Source organism: Rahnella victoriana (genome assembly GCF_004330295.1).
GTDB classification, from domain to species: Bacteria; Pseudomonadota; Gammaproteobacteria; order Enterobacterales; family Enterobacteriaceae; genus Rahnella; species Rahnella victoriana.
On sequence record NZ_SJOJ01000017.1, the window covers coordinates 95283 to 111171 of the forward strand.

The 15889-nt window shown below is 53.4% G+C and carries 12 protein-coding genes; 6 read left to right on the forward strand and 6 right to left on the reverse strand.

Annotated elements, in window-relative coordinates:
- The first annotated feature begins 3 nt into the window (after positions 1-3).
- The 3 genes from trmH (at position 4) to EYY67_RS15510 (ending at position 4336) form a co-directional block, all read left to right on the forward strand.
- A complete protein-coding gene (trmH, locus tag EYY67_RS15500) occupies positions 4-702 on the forward strand; it encodes a tRNA (guanosine(18)-2'-O)-methyltransferase TrmH (RefSeq protein WP_119823938.1) in 699 nt (232 codons plus the stop codon).
- On the forward strand, positions 699-2780 hold the full coding sequence (recG, locus tag EYY67_RS15505; protein WP_095924088.1) for an ATP-dependent DNA helicase RecG: 2082 nt from the start codon (positions 699-701) through the stop codon (positions 2778-2780). The genes trmH and recG overlap by 4 nt, the downstream gene beginning before the upstream one ends.
- A 230-nt stretch (positions 2781-3010) precedes the next feature.
- Positions 3011-4336 carry a PTS sugar transporter subunit IIC gene (locus tag EYY67_RS15510; RefSeq protein ID WP_131693838.1) on the forward strand — a complete coding sequence of 442 codons (1326 nt, stop codon included), beginning with the start codon at positions 3011-3013 and terminating at the stop codon, positions 4334-4336.
- 54 nt (positions 4337-4390) lie between these two features.
- Here the strand turns inward: EYY67_RS15510 and gltS are convergent, their stop codons facing one another.
- Positions 4391-5602 carry a sodium/glutamate symporter gene (gltS, locus tag EYY67_RS15515; RefSeq protein WP_095924086.1) on the reverse strand — a complete coding sequence of 404 codons (1212 nt, stop codon included), beginning with the start codon at positions 5600-5602 and terminating at the stop codon, positions 4391-4393.
- A 238-nt stretch (positions 5603-5840) separates the two neighbouring features.
- Between gltS and EYY67_RS15520 the strand changes: the two genes are divergently transcribed.
- On the forward strand, positions 5841-7235 hold the full coding sequence (locus EYY67_RS15520; RefSeq protein WP_119823941.1) for a nucleobase:cation symporter-2 family protein: 1395 nt from the start codon (positions 5841-5843) through the stop codon (positions 7233-7235).
- 154 nt (positions 7236-7389) lie between these two features.
- Positions 7390-9105: an AsmA family protein gene (locus EYY67_RS15525; protein ID WP_131693839.1), complete on the forward strand. Its 1716-nt coding sequence runs from the start codon at positions 7390-7392 to the stop codon at positions 9103-9105.
- Between the two features lie 6 nt (positions 9106-9111).
- Here the strand turns inward: EYY67_RS15525 and fabY are convergent, their stop codons facing one another.
- From fabY to typA, 5 genes are all read right to left on the reverse strand, one after another.
- Positions 9112-10044: a fatty acid biosynthesis protein FabY gene (gene fabY / locus EYY67_RS15530; protein WP_095924083.1), complete on the reverse strand. Its 933-nt coding sequence runs from the start codon at positions 10042-10044 to the stop codon at positions 9112-9114.
- A gap of 33 nt (positions 10045-10077) precedes the next feature.
- A complete protein-coding gene (gene dtd, locus EYY67_RS15535) occupies positions 10078-10515 on the reverse strand; it encodes a D-aminoacyl-tRNA deacylase (protein ID WP_095924082.1) in 438 nt (145 codons plus the stop codon).
- A gap of 18 nt (positions 10516-10533) precedes the next feature.
- On the reverse strand, positions 10534-11403 hold the full coding sequence (locus EYY67_RS15540) for a virulence factor BrkB family protein (protein ID WP_095924081.1): 870 nt from the start codon (positions 11401-11403) through the stop codon (positions 10534-10536).
- A gap of 11 nt (positions 11404-11414) precedes the next feature.
- Complete coding sequence (yihX, locus tag EYY67_RS15545) at positions 11415-12002, reverse strand: glucose-1-phosphatase (protein WP_095924080.1); 588 nt, start codon at positions 12000-12002, stop codon at positions 11415-11417.
- A gap of 164 nt (positions 12003-12166) precedes the next feature.
- Positions 12167-13990, reverse strand: coding sequence for a ribosome-dependent GTPase TypA (typA, locus tag EYY67_RS15550; protein WP_095924079.1), 1824 nt, complete (start codon positions 13988-13990; stop codon positions 12167-12169).
- Between the two features lie 457 nt (positions 13991-14447).
- Between typA and glnA the strand changes: the two genes are divergently transcribed.
- The gene (glnA, locus tag EYY67_RS15555) at positions 14448-15857 is read left to right on the forward strand and encodes a glutamate--ammonia ligase (protein ID WP_013577652.1); all 1410 of its coding nucleotides are present in this window, start codon (positions 14448-14450) and stop codon (positions 15855-15857) included.
- Positions 15858-15889 lie beyond the last annotated feature (32 nt).

Sequence of the window (15889 nt, forward strand, 5' to 3'; positions counted from 1 at the left end):
GTTATGACCCCAGAACGTTATGCGCGCATCCGCGAAATGCTTGCGGCCCGACAGCCAGACCTGACGGTCTGCATGGAACAGGTGCATAAACCGCATAACGTTTCTGCCGTGATCCGTACGGCAGACGCCGTTGGCGTTCACGAAATCCATGCTGTCTGGCCCACCACCCGGATGAAGACGCTGGTCTCTTCGGCGGCAGGCAGCAACAGTTGGGTTCAGGTCAAAACTCACAAAACCATTCAGGATGCCGTCGCCAAAATGAAGGCGCAGGGCATGCAAATTCTGGCCACCAACCTGTCAGAGAAAGCCGTCGACTTCCGCGCGATTGATTACACCCGTCCGACCTGTATTTTGCTGGGTCAGGAGAAAACGGGCATCACGCCTGAAGCATTAGCCCTGGCAGACAGCGATATCATCATTCCGATGATCGGTATGGTGCAGTCTCTTAACGTTTCCGTTGCTTCGGCGCTGATTTTGTATGAAGCCCAGCGCCAGCGTGAAAACGCCGGCATGTATCGCCGCGACACCAGCCTTCTGAGCGAGAAAGAGCAACAGCGATTGCTGTTTGAAGGTGGCTATCCGGTGCTGTCGAATGTGGCGAAACGCAAAAAACTGCCACGCCCTTTCATTGACGATCAGGGGCAAATTATTGCCGATGATGAATGGTGGTCTGCGATGCAAATGACGGTTAAAAAAAGATGAAAGGTCGCCTGCTCGACGCCATCCCGCTGACGTCGCTTTCCGGCGTCGGAGCCAGTCAGGCAGATAAACTCGCTAAGCTCGGCCTTGAAACTATTCAGGATTTACTGCTTCACCTGCCTTTGCGTTATGAAGATCGTACCCGCCTTTACACCATCAATGATTTGCAGCCCGGTATTTTCGCCACCATAGAAGGCGAAGTCCTGCGCAGCGATATCAGTTTTGGTCGCCGCAGAATGCTCACCTGTCAGATAAGCGACGGTACCGGCATGGTGACATTACGCTTCTTCAACTTTAACGCCGCGATGAAAAACAGTCTGGCCGCAGGCCGTCGTGTCACTGCTTATGGTGAAATCAAACGCGGCACAATCGGCGCAGAAATCATTCATCCGGAATACCGCATTCAGGGTGAAAACAGCGAAGTGGTTTTGCAGGAATCGCTGACACCGGTTTACCCGACAACAGAAGGCATTCGTCAGGCAACGCTGCGTAAACTGACCGATCAGGCACTTGAACTGCTCGACACCGTGCCAATTGCCGAACTGTTGCCGGAAGAACTGAGCCGGTCGTTGATCCCGCTTCCTCAGGCGCTGCATTTGCTGCACCGCCCACCGCCTGATATCCAGCTTGCCGATCTTGAAAAAGGTCATCATCCGGCACAACGCCGTCTGATTATGGAAGAGCTGCTGGCACACAATCTCAGTATGCTGGCCGTCCGCGCCGGTACACAAAGTTATAAAGCCCTGCCGTTGCATCATGACGACCGGTTGAAGAATCAGTTTCTCGCGTCCCTTCCTTTCAGTCCGACCGGTGCGCAGCAGCGCGTGGTGGCTGAAATCGAGCAGGATTTAGCGAAAAGTTATCCGATGATGCGCCTGGTTCAGGGCGACGTCGGTTCTGGTAAAACGCTGGTCGCTGCACTTGCCGCCCTTTGCGCTATCGCGCAGGGGCAGCAGGTCGGATTAATGGCACCCACTGAATTGCTGGCCGAACAACACGCCAATAATTTCCGTCAGTGGTTTGAACCGCTGGGCATTCAGGTCGGCTGGCTGGCAGGAAAACAAAAAGGTAAAGCGCGGCAGGCGCAGCAGGACGCGATCGCCAGCGGACAGGTGTCGATGGTGGTGGGAACGCATGCCATCTTCCAGGAACAGGTTTTGTTCTCTTCGCTTTCCCTGGTCATTATTGATGAACAGCACCGTTTCGGTGTACATCAGCGTCTGGCGCTGTGGGAAAAGGGGCTGCAACAGGGCTTCCACCCGCATCAGCTGATCATGACCGCTACGCCGATCCCCCGCACACTGGCGATGACTGCCTATGCGGATCTGGATACGTCCGTCATCGACGAACTGCCTCCGGGCCGTACGCCGGTGACAACCGTCGCGATCCCTGATACCCGCCGCAGCGACATCATCAGCCGGGTGAAAAGTGCCTGCGAACAGGAAAACCGTCAGGCTTATTGGGTGTGTACGCTGATTGAAGAATCAGAAATGCTGGAAGCTCAGGCCGCAGAAGCCACCTGGGAAGGGCTGAAAGAGGCGCTTCCGGCACTCAATATCGGACTGGTTCATGGGCGCATGAAAGCGCAGGAAAAACAGGCCGTCATGCAGGCGTTCAAACAGGGTGAAGTGCAACTGCTGGTTGCCACCACCGTGATTGAAGTGGGCGTCGATGTTCCCAATGCCAGCCTGATGATTATCGAAAACCCGGAGCGTTTAGGACTGGCGCAGTTGCACCAGTTACGCGGACGCGTCGGGCGCGGTGCTGTCGCGTCTCACTGCGTTCTGCTCTATAAAACGCCCCTTAGTAAAACTGCGCAGAAACGTTTGCAGGTTTTACGCGACAGCAACGACGGCTTTGTCATTGCCCAGCAGGATTTAGAAATCCGCGGGCCGGGCGAATTACTGGGTACGCGCCAGACCGGCAGTGCCGAGTTTAAAGTCGCGGACCTGTTGCGTGACCAGGCGATGATCCCCGATGTACAGCGCATTGCGCGTTATCTGCAGCAGCAGTTCCCTGAACATGCCAGGGCCCTGATTGAGCGCTGGCTGCCAGAACGCGTCCGCTATACCAACGCCTGAGTCTCCTTTTCCTGCTTTTATACCCTCGAAACATTATTGAAAATGATGTTTCACCCTCAACACATTTTTTCCATTTCTCCTTATCCTCCCTCAACTGCGCTTTCTGCATCGGTTATTTGATAACCTTCACAGAGTGAGGCAAAGCCGGTAACCGGTTCCACACCCCACCACTACACTGATGATAATTAAGGCAACCCTGTCTGATGTCCTCAACATAAGGCCAAATCATCATGAGTATCAGCCAATCCCTCTTTACTTTTATAGAACAGAAAATCAGCCCCTTTGCCGCACGACTGTCCTCTCAGCGACATGTCATGGCGGTGCGCGACGGCTTCATTTCAGCAATGCCCTTTATGATTGTTGGATCATTTTTATTGGTTTTCGTGCATCCGCCCTTTTCGCCGGAATCGTCATGGGGTTTCGCCAGAAGCTGGCTGGCGCTCTCGGCAAAATATGAAGTGCAGATCCTGACGCCGTTCAATATGACCATGGGCATCATGTCGATCTATATCTCGGCATCGATTGCCTACAATCTGGCACGGAGTTACAAACTTGACCCGTTCATGACAGCCATGCTGGCGCTGATGTCTTTCCTGCTGGTGGCCGCGCCACAAATTGATGAAAAGATGCCGACGGCGGCGCTGGGCGGTGTGGGGATCTTTACCGCCATTCTGGTTGCCATTTACGTCACGGAGCTGACGCGGTTACTGAAAAAATACAATATCGGCATCCGCTTACCCGAGCAGGTACCGTCAAACATTAAGCATTCATTTGATTTGCTGATCCCGATTATTGCTGTGGTAGTGACGCTTTTCCCGCTGAGTTTGCTGGTGCAATACGGGTTTGATATGTTGCTGCCGCAGGCAATTATGGCGCTGTTCGAGCCGCTGATTTCCGCCGCTGACTCGCTGCCTGCGGTGCTGCTGGCCGTGCTGATTTGTCATCTGCTGTGGTTTGCCGGTATTCATGGCTCAGCCATCGTTTCCGGCATGTTGCAGGCATTCTGGCTGACCAATCTCGGGCTTAATCAGACAGCCCTCGCTGCCGGTTTACCGATGACGCATATCATGACTGAGGCATTCTGGAATTTCCTGATCGTGATTGGCGGGTCCGGCGCGACCATAGGACTGGTGCTGCTGTTTTGTCGCAGTAAGTCAGCGCACCTGCGCACAATGGGGAAACTCAGTCTGGTGCCGAGCTGTTTCAATATCAATGAACCGGTCATTTTCGGCACGCCTATCGTAATGAATCCGGTCTTTTTTATCCCCTTCCTGCTGGCACCCATGGTCAACGCCGTCATCGCCTATCTGGCCGTGTCGACCGATCTGCTTCCGCATATGATTTCACTGGTTCCGTGGACGTCTCCGGCACCTGTCGGGGCGGCATGGGCAATGGGCTGGGATTTCAAAGTATCGATTCTGGTCGTTCTGCTGATGGCGCTGTCGATGGTGATTTATTATCCGTTCTTCAAGGTCTACGAGAAGCAGTTAATGACGCAGGAGAAAGCCGCCGAAGCTGAACAGGTGTTCTCTGAAAAGGCCGACGCCACGCAATAACAGGCAGGGAAGGAAGGAGACAGGCACAGAAGCGATGTTTCTGTGCCTGTTTTTTTAGCTGATAGCCGGGAATATCGGCAGCATCAGATAGAGTTTAATGACAATCGCATTGGCGATATCGATGAAGAAGGCCCCAACCATCGGCACCACCAGAAACGCAAGATGCGAAGGACCAAACTGATTGGTGATCGCCTGCATATTGGCAATGGCTGTCGGCGTCGCGCCCAGTCCGAAACCGCAGTGCCCGGCCGCCAGCACCGCCGCGTCGTAGTTTTTCCCCATCACGCGATAAGTGACAAAAATCGCGTAAAGTGCCATCGCGAGGGTTTGTACCATCAGAATCGCCATCATCGGCAGCGCCAGTGACGCCATCTCCCATAACTTCAGACTCATCAATGCCATGGCGAGGAACAGCGACAAGCTGACATTACCCAGCACGGACACTGCGCGATCGAAGACACGATAAAAACCCAGCCATGCCAGCACATTACTCAGGATCACACCGACGAAGAGCACGCAGACAAATGTCGGGATTTCAAATGCCGAACCCTGCAACAGGCCGGAGATGTGCGTCCCCGCGGTCAGGCAGATCGCAATCAGCGCGATGGTTTCCACCATCACCAGGGGCGTGATCATTCTGCCAATCGACGGTTTCTCAAAGGCGCTCGGGTCGACCGTATCCTCAGGGGTACCGTGAGGTGTGGAAGAATGGCTCACCAGATAGCGCGCCACCGGGCCACCGATAATCCCACCGAGTACCAGACCGAAGGTCGCACAGGCCATGGCAACTTCTGTCGCGTTTTCAAAACCATAACGCTCGGTGAACAGCTTGCTCCACGCCGCGCCGGTGCCGTGACCACCGGAAAGGGTAATCGACCCCGCCAGCAGCCCCATCAGCGGATCCAGACCGAGCATTTTCGCCATGCCGATACCGATGGCATTTTGCAAAAGCAATAAACCCACAACCACAAAAACCAGCAGGAAAAGGGATTTTCCCCCTGCTCTCAGGCTTGCCAGATTGGCGTTAAGGCCGATCGTCGCAAAAAATGCCAGCATCAGTGGCTCTTTTAAGGACATGTCGAAACCGACTTCCCAGCCGAACATCTGATTGGCGATCAGCAGCAGCAAAGCGACCAGTAACCCTCCGGCGACGGGTTCAGGAATGGTGTATTTATTGAGGAATTTGACCGACTGGACGCATTTTCGTCCTAAAAGGAGTACCAACGTGGCGGCAACCAGTGTGCCGTAGGTATCGAGTTGAATCATTGACGAACTCCATTCTAAAATAAATCCAATAAAATTATTACGTTATAAACTTTTCGCTTACCGTTTTTTTCCCAGAGGCTGAATTAGAAGTCATTCACGCTGCATTACGCAAGAAAAACAGGCCATAAACGCCACCTAAACTCAAACCAGCCACTGAAAATTGCTGATAGCAAACGATTGCTTTTGTCGTTAATTTCAATAAAAATGCCCGCTTTGCCGCTTATTGGAATGCCACAACATGAGTTCGCAAACCGCAGAACAAGAAACACAGCACCCCGATCTCTCCCGCCAGCAAAAAAGTGAACTGATTTACCGGCTCGAAGACCGCCCGCCTTTACCTCAGACGTTATTTGCCGCCTGTCAGCACTTGCTGGCGATGTTTGTTGCGGTGATCACACCGGCATTACTGATTTGTCAGGCGCTGGGTCTGCCTGCACAGGACACTCAGCACATCATCAGCATGTCGCTGTTCGCCTCCGGTCTTGCGTCTATTTTGCAGATCAAAACCTGGGGGCCGGTCGGTTCCGGTTTGCTGTCCATTCAGGGCACCAGCTTTAACTTTGTGGCACCGCTGATCATGGGCGGAATGGCACTGAAGAACGGCGGCGCAGATGTACCGACCATGATGGCCGCCCTGTTCGGCACGCTGATGCTGGCTTCCTGTACTGAAATCATTCTGTCCCGTTTTCTGCATCTCGCGCGCCGCATTATCACGCCGCTGGTTTCCGGCATCGTGGTGATGATTATCGGGCTGTCACTGATTCAGGTCGGGCTGACATCGATTGGCGGCGGTTACTCCGCCATGAGTGATCACACTTTCGGCGCACCGAAAAATCTGTTGCTGGCCGCCGTGGTGCTGGTGGTGATTGTTCTGCTGAACCGTCAGCGCAACCCATATCTGCGCGTGGCATCTCTGGTGATCGCCATGGCTGTGGGTTATCTGGTGGCCTGGATGATGGGGATGTTACCGACAGCGGCTGCGCCAGCCACCCAAAGCAACTGGATAACCTTACCGACGCCGCTGTATTACGGGCTGGGCTTCGACTGGAATCTGCTGATCCCGCTGATGCTGATTTTCATGGTGACATCGCTGGAAACCATCGGTGATATTACCGCGACCTCAGACGTGTCTGAGCAGCCGGTCAGCGGCCCGCTGTATATGAAGCGCATCAAAGGCGGCGTGCTGGCCAATGGCCTGAACTCCATGCTGTCAGCGGTGTTTAATACGTTCCCGAATTCCTGCTTCGGACAGAACAACGGCGTCATCCAGCTGACCGGTGTTGCCAGCCGTTATGTCGGTTTCGTTGTCGCGCTGATGCTGATCGTACTGGGTCTGTTCCCGGCGGTGGCCGGGTTTGTGCAGCATATTCCTGAACCGGTTCTGGGCGGTGCGACCATCGTGATGTTCGGCACCATTGCCGCATCCGGTGTGCGTATTGTTTCCCGCGAGCGCCTGAACCGCCGCGCGATTATGATCATGGCGCTTTCTCTGGCCGTCGGTATGGGTGTTTCCCAGCAACCGCTGATCCTGCAATTCGCGCCCGACTGGCTGAAAACCTTGCTGTCATCCGGTATTGCGGCAGGCGGGATTACTGCGATAGTTCTGAATCTGGTTTTCCCTCACGAGAAGTAAACACAGGATGTAATCCGCGTGCAACAGCGGCAGAGGGTCTGGAACCCCTGCCGCTTTTTATTGTCTCCATTCTGCTAACCTGTTGAGAAAAGTCGCTGTTTGCGGCATAAACAAAGAATCTTTTTTCCACTTTCCCGCTACAGGGCTCCAGACGATGAGATTTATCGGTAAAATTTTGCTGACGTTCGCCTTACTTCTGGTACTGGCGATCGTGCTGGTGTACGTCCTGTTGCAAACGCGCTGGGCCGCTGGCTGGGTCAGCCGCTGGATCAGCAACAACAGCGAGTACCGGGTCTCCGTTGAGAAACTCGACCATAACTGGTCATCTCCGGGGCGCGTGACGTTAAACAATGTGGTCTTCGGGCAAAAGAATCAGCCGGAAATTCTCAGTGCCGGGGAAGTCGATCTGGATTTAAGCTGGCGTCAGATCACTGAACCGCGCTTTTTCGATCGCGTCGTTCTGATTAACGGGCGTCTTAACGTCAGTCCTTCCTCAATGAATTTGCCGTTGCAGGCCAATACCCTGCAACTGAGTAAGATGGCGCTCACCGGCAATGCCGCCGGCCTGGATATTCAGGGGCAGCAGATTAATGCCGGTATTTCGCCATGGCAGCCGAAACCTCATCAGCTTTTAGGCGATAAAGCCGACTTCCAGCTAAGCGCCGCCAGCCTGACGGTCAACGGACTGCCAGCCGAAAATGTGCTGATTCAGGGCAATATCAATCATAAAAATCTCACGCTGAGTAATTTTGGCGGTGATCTGGCGCGCGGTCAGCTGACCGGCAAAGCCACACAGGCCGCCGACGGCAGCTGGAATATCGAAAACCTGCGCCTGAGCAATGTGCGTCTGCAAACCTCCAAACCGCTTTCCGCTTTCTTCGATGACTTCCAGACCCTGCCCAAAGTGACCCTCCAGCGTCTTGATCTGATCGACGCGCGTTTGCAGGGAACGGACTGGGCCTTCAGCGACGTTGATTTGTCTGTACAGGATCTGACGCTGGAAAAAGGTGACTGGCAAAGCGATGACGGCGAAATCACGCTGAATGCAACCGACATGATTGACGGCAATCTGCATATTCAGGATCCGATCATCAGCCTCGACCTTTCACCGCAGGGCATTGCGATCAAACAAGCCACGGCGCGCTGGGAACGCAGTTTACTGCGCACAACCGGCAACTGGCTGCGCGCCAACAAACGCCTGCAGCTTGATGAAGTGTCTGTCGCGGGGCTGGAATACACATTGCCGGAAAACTGGAAACAGCTGTGGAATCAGGCACTGCCGGATTCGCTGTCAGAGGTGTTTATCAGCCGGTTCATTGCTAACCGCAATCTGATCATTGATATCAATCCTCAATTCCCGTTCCAGCTGACGGCGCTTGATGGCCTCGGCAACAATCTGCTGCTGGCGCGTAATCACCAGTGGGGGATCTGGAACGGCACGCTGAATCTCAATGCCAGTGAAGCGACCTTTAACCGCAATGATGTGCGTCGTCCCTCCATTACACTGAATGCGAACGACAGTCAGGTGAACATTTCCGAACTGAGTGCGTTCACCAAAGAAGGATTGCTGGAAGCCAGTGCGACGGTTGACCAGCAGCCGCAGCGTCATTTCTCGCTGAAAATGACAGGCCGTTCCGTGCCTGCCAATCAGCTGGAAAACTGGGGATGGCAGCATCTGGCGCTGGAAGGGAATGCGAATATGCAGCTCAATCTGCAAGGGCAGATGCCCGCAAATGTGGATTACACACCGACACTCAGCGGGACATTGCAGGTGAACAGCGCCAGCGGGCAGTCCGTGACGGAAAGAATGGTCAACGGACTGGTGTCCGGCGCGGCCACAACAGCAGCGCCAGTACCCGCTACGCCGTAATTCAGGTCAGTTGATTTCAGGTTCCAGCGGTGCGCCGGGTGCCGCTGGAAGCACCAGATAGGTGCCTTCAAACACCGCGCCGTCCACCTCATCACCGTATAAATTCACTTCAAGCTGCACGCGCGCTTTGCGCCCGCGGGCCAGACGGTCGAGGTCACCGCGAACAGAGCCGAGATCGGCCACCGCACGCGGCCTGCCGGTCACCGGCGTACTGTAGCGGATGTGGGCATCGGCCAGCACAATGGTGCCGCCCAGATGGCGCTCACGCAGCAATAACCAGATCAGCCCCCAGCCGGTCAGCGTCGCCAGTGAAAACAGACTGCCGGCGAAGAGTGTGTGGTGCGGGTTCTGGTTGCCCGTCTCAGGCATCGTGGTCACAAAACGCTGGCCGGTGTACTGACTGATACGGACGCCCATTTTTTCGCTGAGCGGAATATGGTCATACCAGGCCTGTTGCAGCTGACCGCACCAGTCTGGGCGATGCAGAATATCATCCAGCGTTTCGATCGGTTTGATCATCAGGAAATGGCGAACCGGCGTGGTTTGCGGGGTGGTAATTTCCCCCTGATTCACAAAGCCCAATTTGGCAAAGAAATCCACGGCATCTTCACGGGCGCTACAGACCACACGTTTCACCCCTTCCTGACGCGCCACAGACTCCAGGGTCATCGCCACCAGTGTTCCCAGCCCTTTGTCCTGCACATTCGGATCCACCGCCAGGAAGCGGATAGAGGCTTCATTATCGGCATTGATGTATAAACGACCCACCGCCACCGGCTCGCCGTGTTCATCCACCACCATCTGGTGATGTGCGATAGAATCGTAGGCATCACGCTCTGAACCCTCCGGCTGGTGCAGCGGTTTACGCAGCATTTCCCAGCGGAATCGGTAATAGGCGGCCAGTTCTTTTTCGGTCGTCGGTACTCTCAGGTGATACATAGATACTTTCTCTCCGGCGTTATGCCTTGTCGGTCAGACTTGTAGCCAGAAGGTCACCGGTCCGTCGTTCACCAGTGCCACTTTCATGTCCGCTGCAAAACGACCGGTTTCGGTCGCTATGCCTTTTTCCCGGCACTGCCCGCAAAAATACTGATATAACCGGTCAGCTTCCTGAGGTTCCGCCCCGCGTGAGAATCCCGGGCGCATGCCTTTTTGCGTGTCTGCCGCCAGTGTGAACTGCGACACCACCAGCAGACTGCCGCCAGCCTGCTGCACGTTCAGATTCATCTTGTCGTTTTCGTCACCGAAAATCCGGTACCCGATCACCCGTTCACAGAGGCGTTTGGCTTTTTGCTCATCGTCGCCCTGTTCAACACCCAGTAACACCAGTAATCCCGGCCCTATCTGGCCGCAGATTTCGCCCTCTATCGTGACGCTGGCATTCAATACCCGCTGAATTAACGCGATCATACATATCCTTCGGACTGATTATTCTTCTGCGATGTGTTGCGCGGACTGCAATTTCCTCAGAGAACGGAATTCTCCCAGTGTGACGGTAATTTCCGCCCCGAGAAGTACGATACACCAGCTGACATACACCCAGAGAAATAAAATGGGGATCACAGCCAGTACACCGTAAATCAACTGATACGACGGAAAAAGCTGAATGTATAAGGTGAAGATTTTTTTACTTAACTCGAATAAAGCCCCGGAAACCAGCGCGCCCACCAGCGCATCCTTTGCCGGAACTCTCACCGTCGGCACGACCTGATAAAGCAGCCAGAATGTCACCCAGGAAATCAGCAACGGCAGGATGCGCAGCGCGTGGTCGATCACCGAATGCACGCCGCTGATATTCAGCCAGTTCAGGGAGAGCAGATACGAGCTGACCGCCACACTGGCGACCAGCAAAATAGGCCCGAGCGTTAAAACCATCCAGTAGACGGCAAAGGAGAAGACGATCGGGCGCTTGGTTTTGCTGTCCCAGATTTTGTTCAGCACGCTGTCTACTGAGGCGATCAGAAGCAATGCGGTGACGATTAATCCGCAGGTGCCCACGGCGGTCATTTTGCTGGAGTTGGCAACAAACTGTTCCAGATAACGCTGGATGGTGTTGCCGGTGGCGGGCATGAAGTTGGAAAAAATGAAAGTTTTCAGCTGCATGCTGATGTCTGAGAAAACCGGGAATAACGCAAACAGCGAAAACACCACGGCGATCAGCGGCACCAGCGAAAGCAAAGAGACATAAGCCAGATGGCCCGCGAGAAGCGTCAGGCCATCTTTATCCGAACGCTTCAGCAGCAGGTGCGTGAATCTCCACAATGATTTTAGGTAGTGGCTCAGTGCCCTTTTCTGCATCCGTACATCCTTCAGGAAAAGTATTGCGGTACCGTCTGGTTATCTTCCACCCACACAGCCTGAATGCCTGCCTGCCGGGCAGCTTCAATATTTTCGGCAACGTCATCAAAGAACACGGCCTGATCGGCGGTAAACCCTTCGGTGTCCAGAACGTGCCGGAATATTTCAGGTTCCGGTTTGCGCATACCGAGATTTTGCGAGAGGTACATCGCATCCGTATTGGCTTCGATTTCCGGATAATGATGCGGCCAGAAATCCAGATGTAAGCGATTGGTATTTGACAGCACGACGACGCGATGACCTTCTTCGCGAAGCTTCTGGAATAAGGTAATGACTTCCGGACGCAGACCGACGAAAACGGCGTGCCAGCCCGCACTGAACTGCTCGAAGCTGAGCGCAATGCCCATTTCATCACACAGATCGGCGGCAAACTGTTCGTCGCTGATTTCACCGCGCTCGTGTTTCTGGAACGCCTCGCCCATTGAAAAACGCTCGGTCAGCATGGCCAGCGGCGTTCCGCTCAGATGGCTCCACACCCCCAGCACACGTTTGAAATCAATATCTATAATGACGTTTCCCATATCAAAAATGTACAGCATTGCACGCTCCTGATTTCAACGATAACAGTTAACTTTAGCGGTAAAACGTACAGGTGAACAGTGACATCTCTGCGGGGCTTAACGAACGGAGAAGAAAAAAACATAAAAAAAACAGGGTACCCGGAGGCACCCTGTTTCTGTGTAACGGCTAACGTGGAAGAAGATTAACCTTCTTTAGGGCCACGCATTGCACGTTTACGATCGTTCTCGGTCAGGTGACGTTTACGGATACGTACAGACTGAGGAGTCACTTCGACCAGTTCGTCATCATCGATGAATTCCAGAGCTTGCTCCAGAGACATTTTGATAGCAGGAACCAGAGTCGTTGCTTCGTCAGTACCGGACGCACGCATGTTGGTCAGTTTCTTACCGGTCAGGCAGTTCACGGTCAGGTCGTTAGAACGTGAGTGAATACCGATGATCTGGCCTTCATACACTTCTGCGCCGTGGCCCAGGAACAATTTACCGCGGTCTTGCAGGCTGAACAGTGCGAACGCAACAGCTTTACCCTGACCGTTGGAGATCAGCACGCCGTTCTGACGCTGGCCGATTTCGCCCGGACGAACGTCATCGTAGTGGCTGAACGTGGAGTACAGCAGACCGGTACCGGAAGTCATGGTCATGAATTCGGTACGGAAGCCGATCAGGCCACGTGCTGGGATCAGGTAATCAAGACGGATACGACCTTTGCCGTCTGGGATCATGTCTTTGACATCGCCTTTACGCTCACCCATGGCCTGCATGACAGAACCCTGGTGTTGCTCTTCGATATCCAGTGTCACGTTCTCGAATGGCTCTTGCATGCGGCCATCGATTTTACGGTTGATTACTTTAGGACGGGAAACCGCCAGCTCGAAACCTTCGCGACGCATGTTTTCGATCAGAACCGACAGGTGAAGTTCACCACGGCCTGAAACGCGGAATGCATCAGCATCTTCAGTTTCTTCAACACGCAAGGCAACGTTGTGCACCAGTTCTTTGTTCAGACGGTCAAGGATCTGACGTGAAGTCACATACTTACCTTCTTTACCACAGAACGGAGAGGTGTTGACGTTGAAGTACATGGTTACTGTTGGTTCATCAACGCTCAGCGCTGGCAGAGCTTCAACATTCGCCGGATCACAGATAGTGTCGGAGATGTTCAGTTCGCCCAGGCCGGTGATGGCGATGATGTCGCCCGCTTCAGCAACGGCCGCTTCGATACGCTCAAGACCCATGTGGGTCAGAACTTTACCGACTTTACCGTTACGGGTTTTGCCTTCGCTGTCGATGACAGTGATCTGCTGGTTAGGCTTAACGGTACCGCGTTTGATGCGGCCGATGCCGATGACGCCAACATAGTTGTTGTAGTCCAGCTGAGAGATTTGCATCTGGAAAGGTGCATCCATCTCAACTTGTGGCGGAGATACGTGGTCAACGATCGCCTGATACAGCGGGGTCATGTCTTCGGCCATATCGTTATGGTCGTTACCCGCGATACCCATCAATGCTGATGCATAGATGATTGGGAAATCGAGTTGTTCGTCGGTTGCGTCCAGGTTAACGAACAGGTCGAAGACCTGATCAACAACCCAGTCAGGACGCGCGCCAGGGCGGTCAACCTTGTTGATTACCACGATCGGTTTCAGACCATTAGCGAAGGCTTTTTTGGTCACGAAACGGGTTTGCGGCATTGGGCCATCCATTGCATCCACAACCAGCAGCACCGAGTCGACCATTGACATCACACGCTCTACCTCACCGCCGAAATCGGCGTGTCCTGGGGTATCCACGATGTTGATGCGGTAGTCTTTCCAATTAATGGCGGTGTTTTTTGCGAGGATGGTAATCCCACGCTCTTTCTCCAAATCGTTGGAGTCCATTACGCGTTCAGTGGCTTCTACACGCTCTCCGAAAGTACCGGATTGTTGCAGCAGCTTGTCGACCAGGGTGGTTTTACCATGGTCAACGTGGGCAATAATGGCGATGTTACGCAAATTTTCGATCACAGCTTTGCCTCAGGCATTAGAAATAGCGCGCTATTGTACACGTATTAAGCGAGGTTCTAAACAAGATCACAAGGATCTTGATGAAACAACTTATGGATGGTTACTTTGTGATCCCTTTCACGGTGCAAAAAGACCACTGAACCATTATGACGCACCGTTTTGGTGCCATGCATCTCAGAGTTAGCACCATTATAGTGCAGAAATTCCGTTATGGTGCATACTTATCGAGTGCAAGAGCCCTGTAAAATGGCGTTGTTTGCATTTTCTCAAAGTTGGCACACTTTTCGCTAATAGTTTTTAGGGTAAAAAAAAGTTTTTACAGGGTGAAGCGTCTGACCAGTCAAATAATAGCGCTGTTCAGTCCACACGCCAGTTCAAGTAAAGCTGTTATTTCCAACTAAAGACCAAAAATGGTTATTCGTTCCACGACGATAATGAGAAATTCGGGAGAACTAGTATGTCCGCTGAACACGTTTTGACGATGCTGAATGAGCATGAAGTGAAATTCGTAGATTTACGTTTCACTGATACCAAAGGCAAAGAACAGCACGTCACCATTCCTGCACACCAGGTTAGCGCTGACTTCTTCGAAGAAGGCAAAATGTTTGATGGCTCTTCAATCGGTGGCTGGAAAGGCATTAACGAATCTGACATGGTATTGATGCCAGATGCGAGCACTGCTGTTCTGGACCCATTCTACGAAGAAACCACCCTGATCATTCGTTGCGACATCCTTGAGCCAACTACGCTGCAAGGTTATGACCGCGACCCACGCTCTACCGCAAAACGTGCAGAAGACTTCCTGCGTTCTTCCGGTATCGCGGACACCGTTCTGTTCGGGCCAGAGCCAGAATTCTTCCTGTTTGATGATGTGCGCTTCGGCAGCAGCATCTCCGGTTCTCACGTGGCTATCGATGATATCGAAGGCGCATGGAACTCCAGCACCAAATACGAAGGCGGCAACAAAGGCCACCGTCCTGCAGTGAAAGGCGGTTACTTCCCGGTTCCTCCGGTCGACTCCTCCCAGGATCTGCGCTCTACCATGTGTCTGACCATGGAAGAAATGGGTCTGGTTGTTGAAGCTCACCACCACGAAGTGGCAACTGCAGGTCAGAACGAAGTGGCAACCCGCTTCAACACCCTGACCAAGAAAGCCGACGAAATCCAAATCTACAAATACGTGGTTCACAACGTGGCTCACGCATTTGGCAAAACCGCGACCTTCATGCCAAAACCAATGTTTGGCGATAACGGTTCAGGTATGCACTGCCACATGTCTCTGTCCAAGAACGGTAACAACCTGTTCGCTGGCGACAAATACGGCGGCCTGTCTGAAATGGCACTGTTCTACATCGGCGGTATCATCAAACACGCTAAAGCAATCAACGCCTACGCTAACCCGACCACCAACTCTTACAAGCGTCTGGTCCCGGGCTACGAAGCGCCAGTGATGCTGGCTTACTCCGCGCGTAACCGTTCTGCATCCATCCGTATTCCACACGTATCAACGCCAAAAGCGATGCGTATCGAAGCACGTTTCCCTGATCCAGCGGCTAACCCATACCTGGCGTTTGCTGCACTGATGATGGCTGGCCTCGACGGTATCATCAACAAGATCCACCCTGGCGATGCGATGGACAAAAACCTGTATGACCTGCCACCGGAAGAAGAAGCAGAAATTCCAAAAGTTGCAGGTTCACTGGAAGAAGCACTGAACGCACTGAACGAAGACCGCGAGTTCCTGACCCGTGGTGGCGTGTTCACTGACGACGCTATCGATGCTTACATCGGTCTGCGTAAAGAAGAAATGGACCGCGTGCGTATGACTCCGCATCCGGTTGAGTTCGAACTGTACTACAGCGTCTAAAAAAACAGCGTTTAATTTTTAATTGAACCTGA